The following is a 19387-nucleotide window of genomic DNA, read 5'->3' on the forward strand; positions in this document are numbered from 1 at the left end:
GCCCGCTCTAATAGGACCGACATTGCTCACAGCGTCGTTTACCCCTCCTCCCACTTCCCCCGTCGGCCCGGCTGCGCCCACCCCCCCCCCCCCACACGGCGGGCGCCGGGCCAGGGGGCCCGCGCTAGATCACGCTGCGCCCCTCGGCCCTGGCCTTGCGCAGCTCGCGGTAGAACGCGCGGCTGATCACGAAGAGCACGCCGGCCACGACGACGGGCCAGACGAGCACGTACACCGTCAGCAGGAACGTCATCAGATCCCCTCTCCTGCCGCGACGGGCTCGCCCCGTCGCGGCTCCTCGGCCGGACGGCTCGCAGCCGTCTCCTCCTCGTCGAAGTTGCCGGTGCGCTCCTTGATCAGGACGAAGTCGAACCGGTCCTTGCTCAGCAGCGTCAGGGCGACGCAGACGATCGTGCTGACCGCGTACGCCACGAGCGAGCCCGACAGCACCGGGTAGGTGTGCAGAAACCCGATCGCGAACGGCGCGGCCGCCACCGTGGCGACCGTCCCGACGACGAGGGCGACCCGCTTGCCGAAGAAGCCGAAGGCCATCAGGCCGAGCACGATCCCGATGCCGAGCGTGGACAGGACGTCCGACGCGAGGCCCAGCCCGCCCGAGAGGTCGACCCACGAGAAGCGCACGGGCAGGAAGCACGCGAGCCCCGCGACGACCGCGGCGCTGAAGGCCACGTTCGTGACCCGGTCCCAGTAGAAGCTCGCGATGACGGGGAACACGAGGGCGCCCCACAACGCACCGACGAACACCAGCAGGTCGAGGATGTTGAACTTCGACCCGGCGAACACCAGTCCCGCGGCGATGGAGACGACCATCGTGATCCGGCCGATGAGGACCATGGTCCGCGGGTTGGCGCGCTTCTTGCCGGCGACGTTCTGGCCGTAGATGTCGGCCATGACGATCGACGAGAGGGCCGTCAGGTCGGAGTCCGCCGTCGAGGAGAGCGACCCGATGATCATCACGAAGAACAGGCACAGGAGCGCGGGGTTCAGATAGTTCGCGGCCATCTGCGGGACGAGGTTGTTCATGTCCCCGCCGAGCGGCTCGATGCCCGCGTACAGGGCGATGACGCCGAGCATCCCGATACCGATGATCGTCGCGCCGTAGCCGAAGGTCGCGGTCACGAACGTCTTCTTGATGAGGTCCTCACGGACCGCGAACAGCCGTTGGGCGATGGTCTGGTTGCCGATCGCGTAGGCCAGCACGGCCGCGATGTACGGGGCGCCCTGGTTGAAGAACGCGTCCGAGGAGAAGAAGTCCTTCTGCTGGGCCGTAAGGTTCGCCGCGCCCGTCTCGAACAGGCTGGGCCCGCCGGCCGCGAAGAACACCACCGGGATGATGACCACGACCGCGCCCAGCAGCGCCACCACCTGGGCGAAGTCGGTGAGGACCGACGCCCGGAAGCCCGACCAGAGCGTGTACAGGAGCACGCCGGCCGCGATGGCGACGATGCCCTGCGTGAAGGTGTAGGGCGTGAGCATGGCGACGAGGGCGCCGCCGGCGATGAGGTTGGACGTGAGGCTGATGACGCTGCCGAGCACGTTGGACCCGGCGAGCATGAGCTGGCTCGAGCGGCCGTGGCGGGCGAACATCACCTCCGCGATCGTGTGCGCGCGCGGCGCGACGGCGCGGATGCGGCGCCCGAACGGGTAGATGAGCAGGATCATCAGCGCGCCCCAGAGCCCGTAGTGGATGGGGCCGGAGACGCCGTAGGTGTAGCCGGACGTGGCGGAGGCGTACATCGACGACGCCCAGATCCAGGTGGCGGTCATCGACGCAGCGGAGATCCCGAAGCCGATCTTTCCGCCGCCCGTCATGTAGCCGTCCGCGTTCTCCTTCTTGCGACTGATGCGGACCGACATGTAGAAGCTGCCGCCGAAGAACAGCAGCAGGATGAGGATCACGATCGGTCCAGGGATCTGTTGCAGGTTGCCCAAGGGGTTCTCACTCTCTCGTCAGGGAACCGGAGGCCCGATGCGGGTCCGGCGGGACGGGGACAGCGGGAACGACAGCTAGGCGGGCGGCACTCGCCGGGGGCAGACGGGGCGGCACGCACAGGGCAGTGCGTACCGTGCCGGCTGGGTCGACAGCACGACGCTCCTTCCGTTCGTCAACCGTCCTGACCAGGGCGCACGGCGATGCGCCGCGGTCGGGGCGTGCGGGTGCCGGCGCACGGAGGGGCCGGCGGTTCGTGACGGGGACCAAGCGGGAACTCTCGCGAGAGCGCGCCGACGAGACGTGGTGTCGGGGTTCCTCCGGGCGCGGCACAGCGCGCCGATCAATGGCCGTCGGTCACGTTTATACCACAAAATGGACACATTATTCCCAGGGCGCCACCGACCAGAGGACGCGGGGAATTCCCGTCGCCCACGACGCGCCGTCCTGCCAGACTCCCGCGCATGACGACCGACGACGGGCGCGACGGCGGCCCCGGCCCGACGCCCTCCCTCCGCACCGCGCGGGTGCTGCGCGTCAGCGAGACCGCCTGCGACGTGTGGCACGACGGCCGCGCCGCCACGGTCCCGTTCGCCGCGACGGTCCCCTCGCCGCACACCGAACGCTTCTCCCCCGGCCACCTGGTCGCGATCGCGGCACCCGCCGGCGGGCGCCACGTCGTCGTGTGGCGGTGGTACGACGCCGTCGTCCTCGACGAGGAGCGCGACGGGTCGGTGCGCCTGTGGGAGCCGGCGCACGGCGAGGTCCTCGCACGGCCGCGCCCCGGCTGCCCCCACCTCGAACCAGGCGTGCGCGCCTACGCCTCGGCGGGCCTGCCCGGCGCCGACTGGTGGGTGGCAGCGGCCGTCGGCACCGGCGACTCGGCGCCCCCGGTAGACCTCGACGAGGTCGCCGAGCTCTACACGAGCAGCGGGCTCTGGGCCGCGGCCCTCGGCTGAGGTGCCGAGGTCATCTCACGTCACTTCACCGCGCCGCCGAGCGCGCCGGCGGCGATGTACCGCTGGGCGAGGACGAGGAGCACGATCGCCGGCACGGAGGAGATGACGGCGCTCGCCATCACGGGCCCCCAGCTCTGGACGTTGCCCTGCAGGTAGTCGTAGATGCCGAGGGTGATGGGCTTGATGTCCGCACCCGTGGTGAGGGTGAGGCCGAACATGAAGTCGCTCCACGCGAAGAGGAAGCTGAACAGCCCGGCGGTGATGAGCGAGTTCTTGCTCACGGGCACGATGATCGACCAGAACGCGCGGAAGTGGCCGGCGCCGTCGACGCGCGCCGCCTCGGTGAGCGCCGGCGGGATGGACCGCATGAACGCGCTCATGATGAGGATCGCGAACGGGATGCCGTGCGTGGCGTTCGCGAGGATCAGGCCGACGTACGTGTTGAGCAGGCCCAGGTCGTTGAACAGCGTGTAGAGCGAGTTCGCGATGACGATGCCGGGGATCATCTGCGCCAGCAGCAGCACGAACAGGAAGACCCCCATGCCGCGCAGCCGGAACCGCGACAGCGCGTAGGCGGCGGGCGTTGCGATCACCAGGGACACGAGCACCGCGCCGAGGGCCACGATCATGCTGGTGACGAGGTTGCCCGTCTGGTCCTCCCACGCGCGCTGGTAGCCCTCGAACGTGACGTTCGTCGGGAAGAACGAGCTGTTCGCCGCCGTACCGCCGCCCTGGAGGGACACGTTGACCATCCAGTAGACGGGGAACAGCATGACCGCGAGGAGCACGATCCCGACGATCGTGTACCGCAGCTTCCGGGCGTCGGTCGTCTGATTCACGATGAACCTCACTCACCACGGCGCGCTTGTTGACGCGCAGGTACACGACGGCGAACAGCAGCGACACCACGATGAGGATGTTGCTGACCGCGGCGCCGGTGCCGAAGGAGAACTCCTGGAACGAGCGTCGGTAGGAGTCGGTGGCCAGGGTCTGGGTCGCGTTGGCGGGTCCGCCGCCGGTGAGGCCCAGGATGATGTCGAGCACCTTAAGGGTGTAGATCACGCCGAGCACGAGGACGACGCTGACCACGGGCCGCAGGTTGGGCCACGTGATGTGCCAGAACGCCTTGGCGCCGGTGGCGCCGTCGAGGGCGCCGGCCTCGTAGAGCTCGTCGGGGATGTTCTGCAGCCCGGAGTACAGCAGCGTCATGTTGAACGGGATGCCCACCCAGACGTTCACCAGGACGACGGCGACGAGCGCGACGTCGGGGCTGGTGAGCCAGTGGACCGGCGCGATGCCGATCGAGCCCAGCGCTTCGTTGAGGACGCCGCCGTCCTGGTCGAGGATCCACTTCCACACCGCGGTGCCCGCGATCATCGGCAGCAGCCAGGGCAGCAGGAGCAGGGACCGCAGCACGTTCCCCAGCGGGAACCGCCGCTTGAAGAACAGGGCGAACATGAGCCCGATGACGAACTGGCCGACGATCGAGCCGACGGTGAACAGCGCCGTGTTGAGCACGGTCGTGCGGAACAGGCTGCTCGTGACGACCTCGACGTAGTTGTCGAGCCCGACCCACGGCGCCTCGCCCGAGACGAAGGTCCGCACGGTGTAGTCCTGCGACCCCATCACGAGGTTCTTGACGATCGGGTACCCGAAGAACACGAGCACGTACGCGATCGCCGGCACGAGGAACAGCCACTGGGCCGTCCGCTCGCGCACCCGGGCGCGGCTGCGCCGACGGTCGGCACTGAGACCGGGCGCGACGACGGGCGCCGGGCCGGCGAGGGTGGTGGTCATCGTCGATCCTTCCTCGGTGACGACGCGCGCGAGGTCGGCGTGCGCATCAGTGCTCCGTCGCCCGCTCGAGGGCTTCCGCGGGAGGCTCGCTCCCGGTCAGCGCGAGCTGCTGGGCGGTGTAGATCTGGGTGGCGGCGCCGGGCCAGTCCGGCCCGAGCAGCGCGGTGCGCGACCGGGCGGTCTGCACGGTGTCGACGAACGTCGCCACGACCGGGTTCTCGGCAGCCGCCTCGGCGGCGACCTCGGTGTCCGACGGGACGGCGCCCCGGCCGGTGGCCATGGCGAGCTGGTGCTCGCCGCGGGTCACGCAGGCGACGAAGTCGCCGGCCTTCGCCATCTTGTCGGGGTTCCCGGTGCGCGGGACGGTGAACGCCTCGCCGCCGAGCGGCGCCTCGAGCGTGTCACCCGCCTCCGGGACGGGCAGCGGGACGGCGGCGTAGTCGAGGCCCTCGGCGGCCTCCAGCGCGGGCATGTTCCACGGCCCGTTGACCATCATGGCGGCCTTGCCCGCGATGAACTGGTCGTTGACGTCGTTCTGCGACCAGTTGACGACGCTCGACGACGCGTACCCGTCCTGCACGAGGCCGTTGACGAAGGAGAGCGCCTCGACCGCCTCGGGCGACGTGAGGTCGTCCTCGTCCGCCCCGTTGCTCCACAGGTAGGGCAGGAACTGCCAGGTGCCCTCGAACGTGTTGGCGGCGCTGAACGCCAGGCCGTAGCGCCCGTCGGTGGTCAGCGCCTCGGCCGCCGCGCGCAGCTCGTCCCAGGTGGTGGGCGGCTCGATCCCCGCCTCGGCGAGCGCGTCGACGTCGTAGAACAGGCCGACCGTGTTGACGACGGGCGCGATGCCGTACAGGTCGCCGTCGTAGGTGCCCGCGTCGACGACGCCCTGCGGGAACCCCTCGCCCGTGATGCCGTAGTCGGTCAGCGGGCTGAGCGCGCCGGACGACGCGATCTGCTGCACGTCGGGGTTGTCGAGCATGAGGACGTCGGGGAGCGTGTCGGACGACGCCTGCTGCAGCACGGTCGCGATGAGCCCGGAGCCCGCCACGTGGTTGGCCTGCACCTTCATGCCGACTTCGGCGGCGCAGGCGTCGTAGACCTCCTGGTAGACGGGCGCGCTGGTGTCGGACAGCGTGTCGGTCACGACGAGCGTGCCGTCGTCCGCACGGGCACCGCCGCTGCAGGCTGACAGCCCCAGGACGACGACGGCGGCCGACGCCGCGCCGACGGCGGTGTGGGTTCGTCGCACAGTCGTAGCTCCTTCGCTCGGTTCACGTGACGGCGAGGTTAGGCACGACCCGGCGAGGCTGTCAAAGCGCTTTACCAATCTCGTCCGGCTGTGTGATCATCGATCCGCAGCACCGTTCCCGAGCCCTGATCCCGATCTGTTCCCGACGTGAGGAGTGCCCCGTGGTGACCATGCAGGACGTGGCCGACCGGGCCGGCGTCTCCCTGACGACCGTGTCGTTCGTCGTCAACGGGACCAAGCGCGTCGCCCCGGCGACGCGCGCCCGCGTCGAGGACGCGATGGCCGACCTGGGGTACCGGCGCAACGTGCACGCCCGGGCTCTGGCGAGCCGCCGCAGCCACATCGTGGCGCTGGTCTTCCCCGCCCTGCAGCACCGCCTCGGCAGCACCGCGCTGAGCATCGTCACCGCCGCCGCGAGCGCCGCGACCGAGCGCGGCTTCAACGTGGTGCTGTGGCCGGTCGACGACGTCGCCCAGCTCGACGACTACCTGTCCGGCGGGCTCGTCGACGGCGTCCTGCTCATGGAGGTCACCGCCGACGACCCGCGCGTCGCGCTGCTCGCCGAGCGCGAGGTTCCCTTCGGGCTGATCGGCCGGACCGAGGACCCGACCGGGCTGTCGTACGTCGACATGGACTTCGCCGGCATGGTCGCCACCGGTCTCGACCACCTCACCGACCTCGGGCACCGCCGCGTGGCCCTGGTCCTCGGCGAGCCGGGCGGCCCCTCCGGCCCCGCGTGGTCGGGGTACGGGCCGGTCGTCCGCACCGAGCAGGCGTACCTGGCCGAGGCGGCGCGCCGTGGCCTCGACCCGCTCGTCGTCCGCGCCACCCAGGACCCGCGCTCCGGACGGCGGGCCGCCACCGCCCTGGCCGCCGACCACCCCGACGTCACGGCGGTCCTCGTCCTCAACGAGGCGGCCCTCTCCGGGTTCGTGAACGGGCTCGGCGCGGCCGGCCGCGCCGTCCCGGGCGACGTCTCCGTTCTCGCGCTCGCGACGTCCGCGGCCGACCTCGCGACGGCGGACCCCGCCGTCAGCGCCGTCGTCGCGCCCGGCGCCGAGCTCGGCTCCCGCAGCGTCCAGGACCTCGTCGACCGCCTCGCCGACCCGTCCGCCGCCCCCACCCACGACCTCCTGCCCGGCACGCTCCAGCTCGTCGGCTCCACCGCCGACGCCCGCTGACGCCCGCCGGCGCCCCGCACCACCCGCACCACGGAAGGCCCTCCCCCATGAAGTTCACCGACGGTTTCTGGCACGCCCGCCCCGGCGTCGCGATCCACTACGCCCGCGAGGTGGACCGGGTCGCCGCCGACGGCGCGAGCCTGCGCTCCGTCGCGCCGACCAAGGTCGTGCGGCACCGCGGCGACACCCTGAACAACCCGGTCATCACGACCACGGTGTCGTCGCCGATGGAGAACGTCGTGCGGGTGCAGCACGTCCACCACAAGGGCCGCCAGGAGCCCCGCCGCTTCGAGCTGGACCTGCTGGACGGCGTCGGCGAGGCGAAGGTCGTCGACGGCCAGGGCACGCTCACCACCGGCGACCTCAACGTGCAGCTGTCCGTCGGGAAGTCCTGGGAGCTGTCGTTCCACGCCGACGGGCGCCGCCTCACCGGGTCGAGCGGCAAGTCGGCCGCGTGGGCCGACGTCGCGCCCGACGCCTCCGTCGACCACGGCCCGATCGAGCTGCGCCGCGACGGGCGCACCAGCTACGTGTTCGACCAGCTCGACCTGGGCGTGGGCGAGCTCGTCTACGGCCTGGGCGAGCGCTTCGGCCCGGTGGTGAAGAACGGCCAGACGGTCGACATCTGGAACTACGACGGTGGCACGTCGAGCGAGCAGGCGTACAAGAACGTGCCGTTCTACCTGACCACCGGCGGGTACGGGGTGTTCGTCAACGACCCCGGCCACGTCTCGTTCGAGGTGGGCTCCGAGGCCGTCGAGCGGGTGCAGTTCTCGGTGCTCGGCGAGGCCCTCGACTACTTCGTCGTCTACGGGCCGGACCCGAAGACGATCCTCCAGCGCTACACCGCGCTCACGGGCCGCCCCGCCGAGATCCCTGCCTGGACGTACGGGCTGTGGCTGTCCACGAGCTTCACCACGGACTACGACGAGGCCACGGTCAACTCGTTCATCGACGGGATGGCGGAGCGGGACATCCCGCTGAGCCTGTTCCACTTCGACTGCTTCTGGATGCGCGAGTTCAACTGGTGCGACTTCGAGTGGGACGAGCGCACCTTCCCCGACCCGGAGGGCATGCTGGCCCGTCTCCACGACCGCGACCTGCGGGTGTGCGTGTGGATCAACCCGTACATCGCCCAGCAGTCGCCCCTCTTCGACGAGGGCATGGCGGCCGGCTACCTGGTGAAGCGTCGGGACGGCTCGGTCTGGCAGTGGGACCGCTGGCAGGGCGGCATGGCCCTGGTGGACTTCACCAACCCGGACGCCGCCTCCTGGTACAAGGACAAGCTGCGCGTGCTCGTGCGCCAGGGCGTCGACGCGTTCAAGACCGACTTCGGCGAGCGGATCCCGGTGGACGTCGAGTACTTCGACGGCTCCGACCCGGAGCGGATGCACAACTACTACACCCACCTCTACAACGAGGCGGTGCACGAGGTGCTCGCCGAGGAGCGCGGCACCGGCGAGGCCGTGCTGTTCGCCCGCTCGGCCACCGCCGGCGGGCAGCAGTTCCCGGTGCACTGGGGCGGCGACTCCACGGCGTCGTACGTGTCGATGGCCGAGTCGCTGCGCGGCGGCCTGTCGCTCGCGTACAGCGGGTTCGGGTACTGGAGCCACGACATCGGCGGCTTCGAGATGACGCCGGACGCCGGCGTGTTCAAGCGCTGGACGGCGTTCGGCCTGTTCTCCAGCCACAGCCGCATGCACGGGAGCGGGTCCTACCGCGTGCCGTGGATGTTCGGCGAGGACGAGTCCGACCCGACGAGCGCCGTCGCCGTGACCCGCACGTTCGCGCGGTTCAAGAACCGGCTCGCGCCCTACCTCGTCGCCACCGGGCACGAGGCGCACCGGTCGGGCACGCCGATGATGCGGCCCATGCTGCTGGAGTTCCCCGACGACCCCGCGGTGCCGCACCTGGACCGCCAGTACATGCTCGGGTCCGACCTGCTCGTGGCGCCGGTGTTCAACGCCGAGGGCGACGTCGACCTCTACCTCCCCGAGGGCGAGTGGGCCGGCCTCCTCACCGGCGAGCGCGTCGCCGGTGGCCGCTGGGTGCGGGAGAACCACGGCTTCGACTCGCTGCCGGTCTACGTCCGCACCGGCGGCGTCGTCCCGCTCAGCGCCCACGAGGAGCGCCCGGACGCCGATCACCTCGACGGGCTGACGCTGCTCGTGCACCCCGGCGTGGACGGCTGGTCGCGGCACGTCGAGGTCGACGGCGCCGACGGCGAGGCCGTGGCGTTCACCGTCCGGCGCGACGGCGACGAGGTCGTCGTCGAGTCGGCGCTCGGCGCGGGCTGGTCGGTCGAGGTCGTGGGCGGCGCCCGCGCCGAGGCCGCGGACGGCGTCGCGCGGGTCGCGGCATGAGCGGCACGACGGCGGGCCCCGGCGTCAGCGTCGCGAGCCCCGGCTCGGACCTGGCCGGCTGGCTGCCGGACGCCGTGGCGGCTGCCGGCGCCCGACTGGTCCCGCCCGGTCCGGAGACCGACGGCCTGCTCTGGTTCGGCGGCGACCTCGCCGACCTGCGGGCGGCGCTGGCGTCCGCGCCGGGCACCCGCTGGGTCCAGCTCCCGTCGGCCGGGGTCGACGCGTACGCCGACGGCGGGCTGCTCGAGGCGCCCGGCATCACCTGGACCTCCGCGAAGGGCTCCTTCGCCCGCCCCGTAGCCGAGCACGCCCTCGCGCTGACCCTGGCGCTGCTCCGGCACCTGCCGGAGCGCGCCCGCGCCCGCTCGTGGGGCAGGTCCGCCGGGACGTCCCTGTTCGGGGCCGACGTGCTCGTCCTCGGCGCAGGCGGCATCGCCCGGACGTACCTCGACCTGCTCGCGCCGTTCGGCACGCGCACCGTCGTCGTCCGCCGTCGGGCCGAGCCGGTGCCCGGCGCCGAGCGGACCGTCACCACGGAGCACCTGGGCGCGGAGCTCGCCCGGGCGGACGTCGTCATGGTCGCCGCGGCGCTGACCACGCAGACCCGCGCGCTGCTGGGCGCCGAGGAGCTGGCCGCCTTGAAGCCCGGCGCCGTGCTCGTGAACATCGCGCGCGGCGGGCTCGTCGACACCGACGCCCTCGTCGCCGCCCTGGCCTCCGGCCGGCTCGGCGGCGCGGCGCTGGACGTCACCGACCCCGAGCCCCTGCCCGACGGCCACCCGCTGTGGGACCTGCCGACCGCGCTGATCACCCCGCACACGGCGGACACCGCCGAGATGGTCGCGCCGCTGCTGCGCGCACGGGTCGAGGAGAACCTCCGCCGCTTCGTCGCGGGCGGCACGCTCGAAGGCGTCGTCGACCCCGCCGCCGGGTACTGACGTGGCCGGAGCGGGCCCGGGCGACGTGCGCGGCGTCGTCGTCATGGGCGTCGCGGGCTGCGGCAAGTCGACGGTCGGGTGGCTCCTCGCTGCCCGCCTGGGCCTGCAGTTCGTGGACGCCGACGACCTGCACCCGCCGTCGAACGTCGCGAAGATGTCGGCGGGGACCCCGCTCACCGACGACGACCGGCGCCCCTGGCTCGCCCGCGTCGCGGAGGTGCTCCGCGGCGGCGACGACGGCGCACCGGCGGTCGTGGCCTGCTCGGCCCTGCGCCGGTCGTACCGGGACATCCTGCGGGCCGGCGCGGGCGGCGACGTCGCGTTCGTCCACCTGCACGGCGACCGCGACCTGCTCGCGCGGCGCATCGCGGCGCGCGCGGACCACTTCATGCCGCCGGCGCTCCTCGACTCGCAGCTCGCCACGCTCGAGCCCCTGGGCTCCGACGAGACCGGCGTGATGGTCGACGTCGACCAGACCGTGGACCGCGCCGTCGACGTCGTCGCGGGCTGGTTCAGCCGCCCAGGGGTGCCCTGAGAGGGTCTCCCGGGGCGGGCCGCCGGCATCTACGGTGGGCACGCACCATCGACCGAGGAGAACTCTTTGCGCACCGTCAACGCCTACGCCGCCCCGTCCGCGACCGAGCCGCTGGTCCCCACGACCATCGAGCGTCGCGACGTCGGCCCGAAGGACGTCCTGATCGCCATCCGCTACGCGGGGATCTGCCACTCCGACATCCACACCGTGCGCGGCGACTGGGGCCCGATCACCTACCCGCAGGTCGTCGGCCACGAGATCGTCGGCGAGGTCGTCGAGGTCGGCCCCGCCGTCACGAAGCACGCCGTGGGCGACCGCGTCGGCGTCGGCTGCATGGTGAACTCGTGCCGCGAGTGCGAGAACTGCCTCGCCGGCATGGAGAACTACTGCCTCGCGGGCAACACCGGCACGTACGCCGCCGTGGACCGCGACGGCACCATCACCCAGGGCGGCTACTCGACGCACGTGGTCGTCGACGAGGACTTCGTGCTCCGCGTCCCCGCCGCCATCGACTACGCCGCTGCGGCGCCCCTGCTCTGCGCCGGCATCACCACCTACTCGCCGCTCGCGCACTGGAACGCCGGCCCCGGCAAGCAGGTCGCGGTCGTCGGCATGGGCGGCCTCGGCCACATGGCCGTCAAGATCGCCGCCGCGATGGGCGCCGAGGTCACCGTGCTCTCGCGCACCCTGGCGAAGAAGGACGACGGCCTCGCCTTCGGCGCGACCGACTACTACGCGACCGACGACGCCGCCACGTTCGAGGCGCTCGCCAACCGCTTCGACCTCATCGTCAACACCGTCAGCGCGCCGCTCGACCTGAACCAGTACCTGCGGCTGCTGCGCCTCGACGGCACCATGGTCAACGTCGGCGCCCCGCCGGAGCCGCTGCCCATCCAGGTGTTCTCGCTGTTCAACAACCGCCGGTCGTTCGCCGGCTCCAGCATCGGCTCCATCGCCGAGACCCAGGAGATGCTCGACTTCTGCGCCGAGCACGGCATCGCGCCGGAGACCGAGCTCATCGGCGCCGACCAGATCAACGACGCCTACGAGCGCGTGCTGTCCAGCGACGTGCGCTACCGGTTCGTCATCGACACGGCGACCCTGTAGCGACGCCGGCGCTCGCCCCCTTCATTCCGACCGGGTCGCCTCCGGCTGCTCGAGCCCGCGGAAGGGGGCGAGCGCCTCCTCGTAGGCAGGCTTCATCCCGGTGCGCACCACCGTCGCGCCGTAGTCGAGGGTGATCGAGGCCGCCGGGAGGTCGAGCTCCTCGGCCTCGTCGAGGCCGTCGCCCGTCGGGTCGAGGGACGCGTCCTGGAGATCGAGGCTGATCCACCGGTAGCCGTCGGCGGCCACGGCCGACCACCACCAGCAACCGCCGCCGACGACGTTGCAGAACCGGTCGCGGTACTCCTTACGCCAGGCCGGGTCATCCGCCATCGCCTCTGACTCGTGCTCGAGCACCAACGGCCCCAGCCCGGCCTCCTCGGTCACCCGGCTGGCGGCGTCGACGACCGCCCGCCACTGCTCCAGGTCAGGCACCCGGTCGCTGCTGAGCCGGCAGCAGTTCACCGTCGTCAGCAGGGGCTCTCCCCCGTACCCGTTGCCCTCCTCCGGGTACCAGTCCTCGTCGTCGAACCAGGACTCCTCCGCACGCTGCGGCACCAGTGGCGTCCCCGCCGCCTCCTCCACCGCGTCGCGGAGGTCGTTCACCAGCTGCCTGGCGGGGGCTTCCAGCTCCGCCTGGTCCGGGGCGTCGAGCAGAGCCTCGGCGTCCGACCCCTCGGCGGCCGGGTAGTCCTTCCAGTCCACCGTGACGGTCTCGCCGTTCGCGTCCGTGTACGTCGTCGTCGGGGACGGCCCCATCCCGAGCACGCTGCACCCGGCCAGCAGCGCCGACGTGACCAGCACCAGGACCACCGGGAGACGCCGCCGCATCCGCGAAGTCTGTCACCGCGGGCGGCGTCGCCGGCCCAGGGGCGTGGGTGAAAGCGGCCGTGCGTCCGACGCCGGGGCGACGCTCCCTCAGCCCGTCCGCACGACGCCGGCGCTCGCGCGCTGCTGCGCCATGCGACGCAGCGTGAGCAGCACGGGGTCGGTGAGCAGGGTGCCGACGACGACCTGCCGCACGGCCCCGGCACGGTCCGCGGGCACGGAGGCGACATCGGCGGCGGCGACCGCGTCCGCCGCCCTGGCGAGGGCCGCGAGGTGGGCGTCCGAAAGGTCGATGCCGGCGGCGTCCGCGGCCCGGAGCTGGCCCGCGAGGCGGGCGACGAGCGGGTCGTCGTCGGCGCACCATTCCCGGGCCGCGACCAGTTCGGCCGCGCGGGCCGCCCAGCGATCGGGCTCCTCGGAGGCCGGCTCACCCTGCTCGGCGCGGCTCTGCGGGCGCCCATCCTCCCGCGCGAGCATGACGTGCTGCGCCGCCCCGAGGAGCTCGTGCCGGCTGGTCGGCGGGTCGTCCAGCACGGCGAGCACCTCGCGCACCGCGCCCAGCGTCAGGCCGGCGGACTCGGTGAGAGCACGGACGAGCCGCACCCGCTCGACGTGCGACGTGTCGTACACGGCCTGGGTGCGGGCGGTAGCCGTGCCCGCGTGCAGCAGCCCCTCCCGCACGTAGAACTTCAGCGTCGCGACCGGGACACCGGTCCGTTCCGCGAGACCCGAGATGCGCATGCTCCTCCGTCCGTACCTCTTGACTTTGGAGAGTAGCACTATCCAATATTGGAGAGTTCTACTATCCGTTTGAGTGGAGGTTCCCATGAGCACGCTGACGACCCACCAGCACGAGGGCGGCCTCGCCGTCTTCCTCATCGGCGCGCGGGTGGTCAAGCCCTGGCGCCCCGACGCCTGGCTCCCCGCGTTCGCCGCGATGGGACCGATGCTCGCCGAGCTCGGTCGCGACCCCGACGCCGGCCTCCTCCACGCGCGCACCACGATCGACGCCGACCTGCGCGGCGTCACCGTCGTGCAGTACTGGCGCAGCATCGACGACATCTACCGCTACGCCAACGCCGACGAGCGACGGCACCGCCCCGCCTGGCTCGCGTTCTACCGACGCGCGCACCGCGTGCCCGGCGCCGTCCAGGTCTGGCACGAGTCGTACGCCGTCCCCGCCGGGCACCACGAGAGCCTCTACGCCGATGCTCCCCGACCCTTCGGCCTCGCCCGAGCCGCGGGCAGCATCCCCGCCTCCCGCCGCGGCCGCACCGCGCGGGAGCGGCTGAAGAACCCCGTCACGTCGGCGTAGGCGACCGGCGGCAAAGGCCCCGGACCTCTACTCCCCCGCGCCGCTCCGCTGCGCGATCGAGACCAGGTGGGCGTGGGCGTACTCGCACACCAGCGCGTGCCGATAGACGAGCTGGGGGACGTCCACGTTCGTGTCCATCCAGAGGCTCAGGGCGCCCATCTTCCAGTGCTCGAACGTCTCGTCGTCGGTCAGCACGGCGAGGATGCTCAGGAAGGAGTCGTCGAAGCGCAGCGAGTGGATCGCGCGGCGGAACTCCTCGAGGTTCAGCGCGATGCAGAACGGGATGTTCATCAGGCACAGGGCCGTCTGGATGTCGAGGCGCAGGAGGCGGGGGCGACGACGTTCGGGGTCGAGGTCCGGCACGTCGAGCTGGGCGAAGTTCAGGCGCTCGGGCGCCGTGATGTCGATCCCCTCGAGCGCGATGAGCACGTCGTAGACGTTGACGTCGTGCTCGACGACGGCGTTGTCGCCCAGGCCGGACAGCGTCGTCGGGCGCAGCGTGACCGGTTCGATGGCGGCCGGGGTGTTGCGGATGATGAAGTTCACCAGGTTGGTCTCCACCACGAAGTGGCGGATCAGCAGCTCGACGGCGTCCGGCGACACGAACCGGCGCAGGAACCACAGGCAGAGCGCGTCCATGGTGCGCAGCGTCATCCACCTGCCGGGGAACACCCGCTTCACGACCGAGAGCACCGCCACCAGCACGCGGGAGACGATCCGCGCGATCGGGTACAGCAGCCGCCGGGAGGGTCGCTGCTGGTCCTCGATGATCATCCGCACCAGCGGCTTGTCGAGCGGCACCGAGGGGTCGGCGTAGATCGCCTCCCACATGCTCGGGTCGGACCTCACGGGCATCAGATCTCGTCCAGCTCGGTGAGCTGCATGACGTAGAGCCGGGCCACCACCCGCGCGCAGGTGACGATGGCGTCCGCCGCGTCGTCGTCGATCCGGTCGGACGTGAGGATGGCGTCGAGCGTGCCGGTGTGCTCGGCGTCGGCGTCCTGGTGGTAGGCCATGAAGTGCACCTGGTTGTCCGCCAGCCCGAGCACCTCCTGGAACCGCCGGGCCCACACGCCCGCCTTCTGCGCGCCGAGGCCCTCGATGATGAACATCGCGCCGAGGCACCCGACCGGGTTCGGCCGGCTCGCCTCGTGGAACATGTACCCAGACAGCGCCTGCGAGCCGAGGTTCTTCCGCCCCGCGCGCAGCGCCTCGAGGGAGCCGCCCACGGCGACGTAATCCCGCTCCAGGAGCAGGTGGTCGCGGTGCTCCTCCAACGCGTGCGAGATGGCGGCCGAGCGCAGGTCGAAGTGGTCCATGTCGAAGTTCGACGCCGCCCGCGCGATCCACAGCGACCCGTCGACCACCTGCTGGCGCAGGTTGTGCAGCAGGCGCTGGTAGTCCGCCACCGTCACGTCGCCGGCGTCGAGCGCCCGCAGGATCGGCACCTCGGCCAGCCGGGCCTCGAATTCCGTCCAGACGTCGGAGAGCCGGGCGAGCAGCCCGGCGGCCCGTTCCGGCTGGGGCGGGCGGTAGCCCTCGACGGTCGCGGTGCTCGTCTCCGTGCTGGCCTCGGTGCTGGTCATCTGGTGCTCCTTCGCGGTGCGACGACGGTCAGGTGGGCGAACCCGAACGAGAACCGTCCGGACTCAGGGACGGCGAGGAGGATCGTGTCGCCCGGCGCGAAGCGCCCGGTGCGCCACGCCTCCTCCAGCGCGATGAAGATGCTCGCGGCGCCGGTGTTGCCGCAGGTCTCCAGGTTGGAGAACCAACGGCTCGTGTCCATGCCGGGGACGCGCGCGCTCAGCGCGTCGAAGACGACGTCGCGGAACGCGTTGGTGCTGTAGTGGCAGAGCACGTGGTCGAGCTTCTTGAGGTCGATCAGGCCGCGGCCCACGAGCTCCTCGAACTGCGCCAGCCCGGCCGCGGCGAGCTCGTCGAGCACGGCAGTCTCCTGCCGGATCTGCAGCAGCCCGGCCTTCTCGGCGGTGGCCACGTCGTCGTAGTCCTGCCACGTACGGCCCGCCACTGCGGTGGGGCCGTCGAGGCCCGCCCGCATGCAGACCTCGTGCTCGTGCGCGAGCGAGACCTGGCGGACCCAGTCCACCCGCAGCGACGGCTTGTCGGGGCGCGGCTGGAACTCGACGATCGCGGCGCCCGCGCCGTCGGACAGCATCCACCGCAGGAAGTGCGCGTCCAGGTGGTCCTCGACGCCCTCGAAGCGCCGCCGGTGCAGCCAGCGGCTGGACAGCTCCGAGCCCACCACCGCGGCGCGCGGGTGGTCACCGAGCCGCACCTTGCTCACCGCCGCGTCGAGCGCGGCGATGCTGGACGCGCACACGCCGCTCGCCGTCAGCGTCTGCATCGGGCCGCCGCCCAGCCGCCCGTGCACCATCGACGCGAAGCCCGGCACCAGCAGGTCGCCCTGCGTCGTGGCGCACGCAAGCATGCCCAGGTCGGAGGCGGCGATCCCCCGGTCCGCCAGTGCGTCCTCGATCGCGTGGACGGCGAGCTCCTCGTTGAGTTCCGTAGTGCGGCCCTCGTCGTCCAGCGCGTAGTACCGCTGCCGGATGCCGTTGGCGCGCTGGATGCGCGCGCGCAGGCCGTCAGTGCGCTTGTCGACCCCGCCGAGCCGGCGCGCCACGTCGTCGTTGGACACCGGTTCGCCGGGCAGGTACCGGCCCAGGCCGGTCAAGTACGCGGTCGCTGGCATGGGGGTATTCAGCCACACCCGACCCCGTCGTGTCGCTGTTTCATAACACCCCCGACACGTCTGAACCTCTGAACCTGGTCAGGTGGAGCCTCATCCGCCCGCGCCTCGCCCGACCTGCTTCATCGCGCCAGGGTCCGCACCCCCTGTGCCGAGGGCTCCCGATCTGGACGCCGTGGTAAGCCGCCGTTCGCGGGCCGGTCAGAAGTTGATCGTGTAGTCCGAGGTGCCAGGATCGTTGAAATTCCGCGGTTTCCCCGCATGCTCAGAACGGCCGTGCAACTCGCGTGCCACTTGAAGCAGGGCCCAGGACACGTTCGTGACACGTGCCCTGGAGGGGTACGACAGCACCCGTCAAGGAATCCTTCTGCCCTCCCAGCACCCCGGCAAATCGCGAGCTACGGCACACTACGGGGCGAACCCTGTACGCCTCGTGGTCCGGGGAACCGGTATGTCGTCAGGCACGAAGGTCTGACCACGCACCTGTCGGACGAGAGTACGCCGCTTGGCACGGGGGCCGCCGACGCGCCGGGTGCAAGCAGCCGTGCGCGGTTCAAGTTTCTGTGCCACAATCGTGACTGTCGATCTTGAACTGCACACCTCCGCACCGATGGGAGCCCCATGGCCGTCATCCAGCCCCGCAACCACGAGGAACTGCAGCAGCAACTCTCGCGGATGCACCTTGCACCCTGGTGCTTCGAGAATGCGCTTGCGGCTGGCGCCGCCGAGGCATCCTCCTACTCGTCCGGAGCGCCGACCATGGCTGCAGAGTTCGGTCGATGGTCTCGCACCGTTGAAGAACTTCACCATGGGATTCTTGGACTGCAGCGCGGCTGGGAACGTGCGGATCCGATGAACCAGCCGACGTGGATCAACCCCAATCTCAACACCGCGCTGGTAGTCAGCAGCGGTGATGTGAATACCGGCGAGGCGACTTTTGGGGATCCCAGCAACCGCAACCCCAAGGGCAAGACGTTCGGCGCACTCGTCGCCGCCAACGAGGAGGCGTCACTTTTCGACACGGTCGTGTCAGGCGAGATGGTCGACATCACGGAGACCTGGGTTTTCCTCTACAACCAGCGCCAGGGGTACGTCTTCTCAGAACTCTCCCTTCCGATCGTCATGCCCGGCGCGTACATCGAGAACTGGCGGGCGCGGCTCTTGCTGCCTCGCTTCGACGGTGGAACCAGGAAGTTCGAAGCCCCCGTGCACGACATCCCCGATCAGGATTTCAACTTCAAGATCCAGCGCCGCTGATCCGGCCGAGACCGAACCCTTACCTGCATCATGAATCGATTCTTCGTTCCGTCGCGCCTTCAGATGGCGCGGAGTATCCGCGGGCTGACTGCCACCGCCCTCTCTCGCGAGGTCGACGTGTCCCCAGAGTGGCTATCAAAGGTCGAGCGCAATCGCACGACTCCCAGCGATGAACTCGTCGCTCGGACCGCGCACGCCCTGAATCTACCTACACGATTCTTCTACCGCGACAACCCGACGCTCCCCGAATCAGACGAGTTCCACTTTCGCGCGTCCTCGAGGCTCGCACAGAAGGACGAGAGCGCAGCGCGCGCTCTCGCCTCGCTTGCATCGGAACTCTCAGAGTGGATGGACGCCACCTATGAGCTGCCGACACCTGGAATCCCAGACCTGCAGGAGCTCACCGACATCGAAATGAATGCGGGACCAGAAGTCGCCGCCGAGTCGCTGAGGTCACACTGGGGCTTGGGCACAGCTCCCGTCAAGAACATGGTCGCAATGCTCGAAGCGAAGGGCGCTCGGGTCTTCTCTGTGAGCGGCACATACCAGGCGATCGATGCCTTCTCGTTCCGACACAACGGGAAGGCAGTCATCTTTCTCAATCCAACAAAGACTGCCGAACGGTTGCGATTTGACCTTGCCCACGAGCTTGGGCATCTCATCATGCATGGCGGCACGCTACTCGAACCCGATCGCAAGGTTCGGGAGAGACAGGCAAATGACTTCGCCTCAGCATTTCTCATGCCACGAGGAGGGATGCTCGGAACGCTGCGAGGCAACATTACAGTGGATCAGATTCCGATTCTGAGAGACGAGTGGCGAGTCAGTGGCATGGCGGTTGCAGTCCGACTCCATCAGCTCGGCGTGATCACCGACTGGACATATAGACTCATATGCCAGGAACTTGCACGGCGAGGTTTCCGCCGCAGCGAACCGGGTTCGAAGCTAATTCCCGAGTCGTCGAGCCTCTGGTCTCAAGTACTTGCGGACCTACGGGAACAGAAACTCGGATTCCCCTACCTTGCCGACCTGCTGGATGTTCGCCCAGCCGACGTACGCTCGCTGTTGGTCGGGCTCGTTCCCATGGCACTCGAGGGCGACGGTCGCTCCGGCCGCTTCAGTAGCGGAGCAGATCTCCGGCTTGTGTCGAACTGAGAAGCACCCGAGCAATAGCCGACCGGTTCCCGCGCATGAAAG

The 19387-nt window shown here is 70.6% G+C and carries 18 protein-coding genes and 1 pseudogene; 9 read left to right on the forward strand and 10 right to left on the reverse strand.

The window, feature by feature from the left end:
* Positions 1-124: 124 nt before the first annotated feature.
* Positions 125-253, reverse strand: a complete 129-nt coding sequence (locus ACFVS0_RS15600) for a putative transporter small subunit (RefSeq protein WP_430550256.1) — start codon at positions 251-253, stop codon at positions 125-127.
* Positions 253-1878 (reverse strand): sodium:proline symporter, encoded by a 1626-nt coding sequence (locus ACFVS0_RS15605; RefSeq protein WP_430588525.1) that lies wholly within the window; start codon positions 1876-1878, stop codon positions 253-255. Before ACFVS0_RS15605 ends, ACFVS0_RS15600 begins: the two co-directional genes overlap by 1 nt.
* A gap of 537 nt (positions 1879-2415) precedes the next feature.
* On the opposite strand from ACFVS0_RS15605, the gene ACFVS0_RS15610 reads away from it, so the two are divergent.
* The gene (locus ACFVS0_RS15610) at positions 2416-2910 is read left to right on the forward strand and encodes a hypothetical protein (protein ID WP_430588459.1); all 495 of its coding nucleotides are present in this window, start codon (positions 2416-2418) and stop codon (positions 2908-2910) included.
* A gap of 20 nt (positions 2911-2930) precedes the next feature.
* Here ACFVS0_RS15610 and ACFVS0_RS15615 read toward each other — a convergent pair whose 3' ends face one another.
* The 3 genes and pseudogenes from ACFVS0_RS15615 to ACFVS0_RS15625 all read right to left on the reverse strand — a co-directional run bounded on the left by ACFVS0_RS15615 (position 2931) and on the right by ACFVS0_RS15625 (position 5959).
* A complete protein-coding gene (locus ACFVS0_RS15615; RefSeq protein ID WP_430588526.1) occupies positions 2931-3683 on the reverse strand; it encodes a carbohydrate ABC transporter permease in 753 nt (250 codons plus the stop codon).
* 82 nt (positions 3684-3765) lie between these two features.
* A pseudogene (locus ACFVS0_RS15620) lies at positions 3766-4707 on the reverse strand (carbohydrate ABC transporter permease); the annotation flags it as partial.
* A 46-nt stretch (positions 4708-4753) separates the two neighbouring features.
* Positions 4754-5959, reverse strand: coding sequence for an extracellular solute-binding protein (locus ACFVS0_RS15625; protein ID WP_430588460.1), 1206 nt, complete (start codon positions 5957-5959; stop codon positions 4754-4756).
* Between the two features lie 170 nt (positions 5960-6129).
* Between ACFVS0_RS15625 and ACFVS0_RS15630 the strand changes: the two genes are divergently transcribed.
* From ACFVS0_RS15630 to ACFVS0_RS15650, 5 genes are all read left to right on the forward strand, one after another.
* On the forward strand, positions 6130-7140 hold the full coding sequence (locus ACFVS0_RS15630) for a LacI family DNA-binding transcriptional regulator (RefSeq protein ID WP_430588527.1): 1011 nt from the start codon (positions 6130-6132) through the stop codon (positions 7138-7140).
* A 47-nt stretch (positions 7141-7187) separates the two neighbouring features.
* Complete coding sequence (gene yicI, locus ACFVS0_RS15635; RefSeq protein ID WP_430588461.1) at positions 7188-9503, forward strand: alpha-xylosidase; 2316 nt, start codon at positions 7188-7190, stop codon at positions 9501-9503.
* Positions 9500-10441 carry an NAD(P)-dependent oxidoreductase gene (locus ACFVS0_RS15640; RefSeq protein WP_430588462.1) on the forward strand — a complete coding sequence of 314 codons (942 nt, stop codon included), beginning with the start codon at positions 9500-9502 and terminating at the stop codon, positions 10439-10441. Before yicI ends, ACFVS0_RS15640 begins: the two co-directional genes overlap by 4 nt.
* 1 nt (position 10442) lies before the next feature.
* A complete protein-coding gene (locus ACFVS0_RS15645; RefSeq protein ID WP_430586599.1) occupies positions 10443-10976 on the forward strand; it encodes a gluconokinase in 534 nt (177 codons plus the stop codon).
* A 66-nt stretch (positions 10977-11042) separates the two neighbouring features.
* On the forward strand, positions 11043-12083 hold the full coding sequence (locus ACFVS0_RS15650; protein ID WP_430563147.1) for an NAD(P)-dependent alcohol dehydrogenase: 1041 nt from the start codon (positions 11043-11045) through the stop codon (positions 12081-12083).
* A gap of 21 nt (positions 12084-12104) precedes the next feature.
* On the opposite strand, the gene ACFVS0_RS15655 is transcribed toward ACFVS0_RS15650, so the two are convergent.
* Positions 12105-12911: a hypothetical protein gene (locus tag ACFVS0_RS15655; RefSeq protein WP_430588463.1), complete on the reverse strand. Its 807-nt coding sequence runs from the start codon at positions 12909-12911 to the stop codon at positions 12105-12107.
* An 87-nt stretch (positions 12912-12998) separates the two neighbouring features.
* Positions 12999-13649, reverse strand: a complete 651-nt coding sequence (locus ACFVS0_RS15660) for a MerR family transcriptional regulator (protein WP_430588464.1) — start codon at positions 13647-13649, stop codon at positions 12999-13001.
* Between the two features lie 85 nt (positions 13650-13734).
* Here ACFVS0_RS15660 and ACFVS0_RS15665 point away from each other — a divergent pair, with 85 nt between their 5' ends.
* Positions 13735-14223, forward strand: a complete 489-nt coding sequence (locus ACFVS0_RS15665; protein ID WP_430588465.1) for a DUF4188 domain-containing protein — start codon at positions 13735-13737, stop codon at positions 14221-14223.
* A gap of 27 nt (positions 14224-14250) precedes the next feature.
* Here the strand turns inward: ACFVS0_RS15665 and ACFVS0_RS15670 are convergent, their stop codons facing one another.
* Genes ACFVS0_RS15670 through ACFVS0_RS15680 form a run of 3 tightly spaced genes read right to left on the reverse strand, consistent with a single transcriptional unit; the run spans position 14251 to position 16936 of the window.
* Positions 14251-15078, reverse strand: a complete 828-nt coding sequence (locus ACFVS0_RS15670) for a DUF6999 family protein (RefSeq protein ID WP_430588466.1) — start codon at positions 15076-15078, stop codon at positions 14251-14253.
* On the reverse strand, positions 15078-15809 hold the full coding sequence (locus ACFVS0_RS15675) for an iron-containing redox enzyme family protein (protein ID WP_430588467.1): 732 nt from the start codon (positions 15807-15809) through the stop codon (positions 15078-15080). Before ACFVS0_RS15675 ends, ACFVS0_RS15670 begins: the two co-directional genes overlap by 1 nt.
* Entirely contained in the window at positions 15806-16936 is a 1131-nt protein-coding gene (locus ACFVS0_RS15680) for a 3-oxoacyl-[acyl-carrier-protein] synthase III C-terminal domain-containing protein (RefSeq protein ID WP_430588468.1), read from the reverse strand. The genes ACFVS0_RS15675 and ACFVS0_RS15680 overlap by 4 nt, the downstream gene beginning before the upstream one ends.
* A 618-nt stretch (positions 16937-17554) precedes the next feature.
* On the opposite strand from ACFVS0_RS15680, the gene ACFVS0_RS15685 reads away from it, so the two are divergent.
* Positions 17555-18190, forward strand: coding sequence for a hypothetical protein (locus ACFVS0_RS15685; protein WP_430588469.1), 636 nt, complete (start codon positions 17555-17557; stop codon positions 18188-18190).
* Positions 18191-18220: 30 nt separating this feature from the next.
* Positions 18221-19345 carry a helix-turn-helix domain-containing protein gene (locus ACFVS0_RS15690; protein ID WP_430588470.1) on the forward strand — a complete coding sequence of 375 codons (1125 nt, stop codon included), beginning with the start codon at positions 18221-18223 and terminating at the stop codon, positions 19343-19345.
* The last annotated feature ends 42 nt before the right edge of the window (positions 19346-19387 follow it).

The sequence above is a fragment of the Isoptericola sp. NPDC058082 genome (genome assembly GCF_042885055.1).
Classification (GTDB): Bacteria; Actinomycetota; Actinomycetes; order Actinomycetales; family Cellulomonadaceae; genus Isoptericola.

Bases quoted from the DNA above. Each gene is read 5' to 3' on its own strand.
- ACFVS0_RS15605 (WP_430588525.1), bottom strand. From the start codon at position 1,878: ATGTCGGTCCGCATCAGTCGCAAGAAGGAGAACGCGGACGGCTACATG.
- ACFVS0_RS15655 (WP_430588463.1), bottom strand. From the start codon at position 12,911: ATGCGGCGGCGTCTCCCGGTGGTCCTGGTGCTGGTCACGTCGGCGCTG.
- ACFVS0_RS15675 (WP_430588467.1), bottom strand. From the start codon at position 15,809: ATGACCAGCACCGAGGCCAGCACGGAGACGAGCACCGCGACCGTCGAG.
- ACFVS0_RS15610 (WP_430588459.1), top strand. From the start codon at position 2,416: ATGACGACCGACGACGGGCGCGACGGCGGCCCCGGCCCGACGCCCTCC.
- ACFVS0_RS15670 (WP_430588466.1), bottom strand. From the start codon at position 15,078: ATGCCCGTGAGGTCCGACCCGAGCATGTGGGAGGCGATCTACGCCGAC.
- ACFVS0_RS15660 (WP_430588464.1), bottom strand. From the start codon at position 13,649: ATGCGCATCTCGGGTCTCGCGGAACGGACCGGTGTCCCGGTCGCGACG.
- ACFVS0_RS15630 (WP_430588527.1), top strand. From the start codon at position 6,130: ATGCAGGACGTGGCCGACCGGGCCGGCGTCTCCCTGACGACCGTGTCG.
- ACFVS0_RS15680 (WP_430588468.1), bottom strand. From the start codon at position 16,936: ATGCCAGCGACCGCGTACTTGACCGGCCTGGGCCGGTACCTGCCCGGC.
- ACFVS0_RS15665 (WP_430588465.1), top strand. From the start codon at position 13,735: ATGAGCACGCTGACGACCCACCAGCACGAGGGCGGCCTCGCCGTCTTC.
- ACFVS0_RS15640 (WP_430588462.1), top strand. From the start codon at position 9,500: ATGAGCGGCACGACGGCGGGCCCCGGCGTCAGCGTCGCGAGCCCCGGC.
- yicI (WP_430588461.1), top strand. From the start codon at position 7,188: ATGAAGTTCACCGACGGTTTCTGGCACGCCCGCCCCGGCGTCGCGATC.
- ACFVS0_RS15600 (WP_430550256.1), bottom strand. From the start codon at position 253: ATGACGTTCCTGCTGACGGTGTACGTGCTCGTCTGGCCCGTCGTCGTG.
- ACFVS0_RS15685 (WP_430588469.1), top strand. From the start codon at position 17,555: ATGGCCGTCATCCAGCCCCGCAACCACGAGGAACTGCAGCAGCAACTC.
- ACFVS0_RS15615 (WP_430588526.1), bottom strand. From the start codon at position 3,683: ATGCTGTTCCCCGTCTACTGGATGGTCAACGTGTCCCTCCAGGGCGGC.
- ACFVS0_RS15690 (WP_430588470.1), top strand. From the start codon at position 18,221: ATGAATCGATTCTTCGTTCCGTCGCGCCTTCAGATGGCGCGGAGTATC.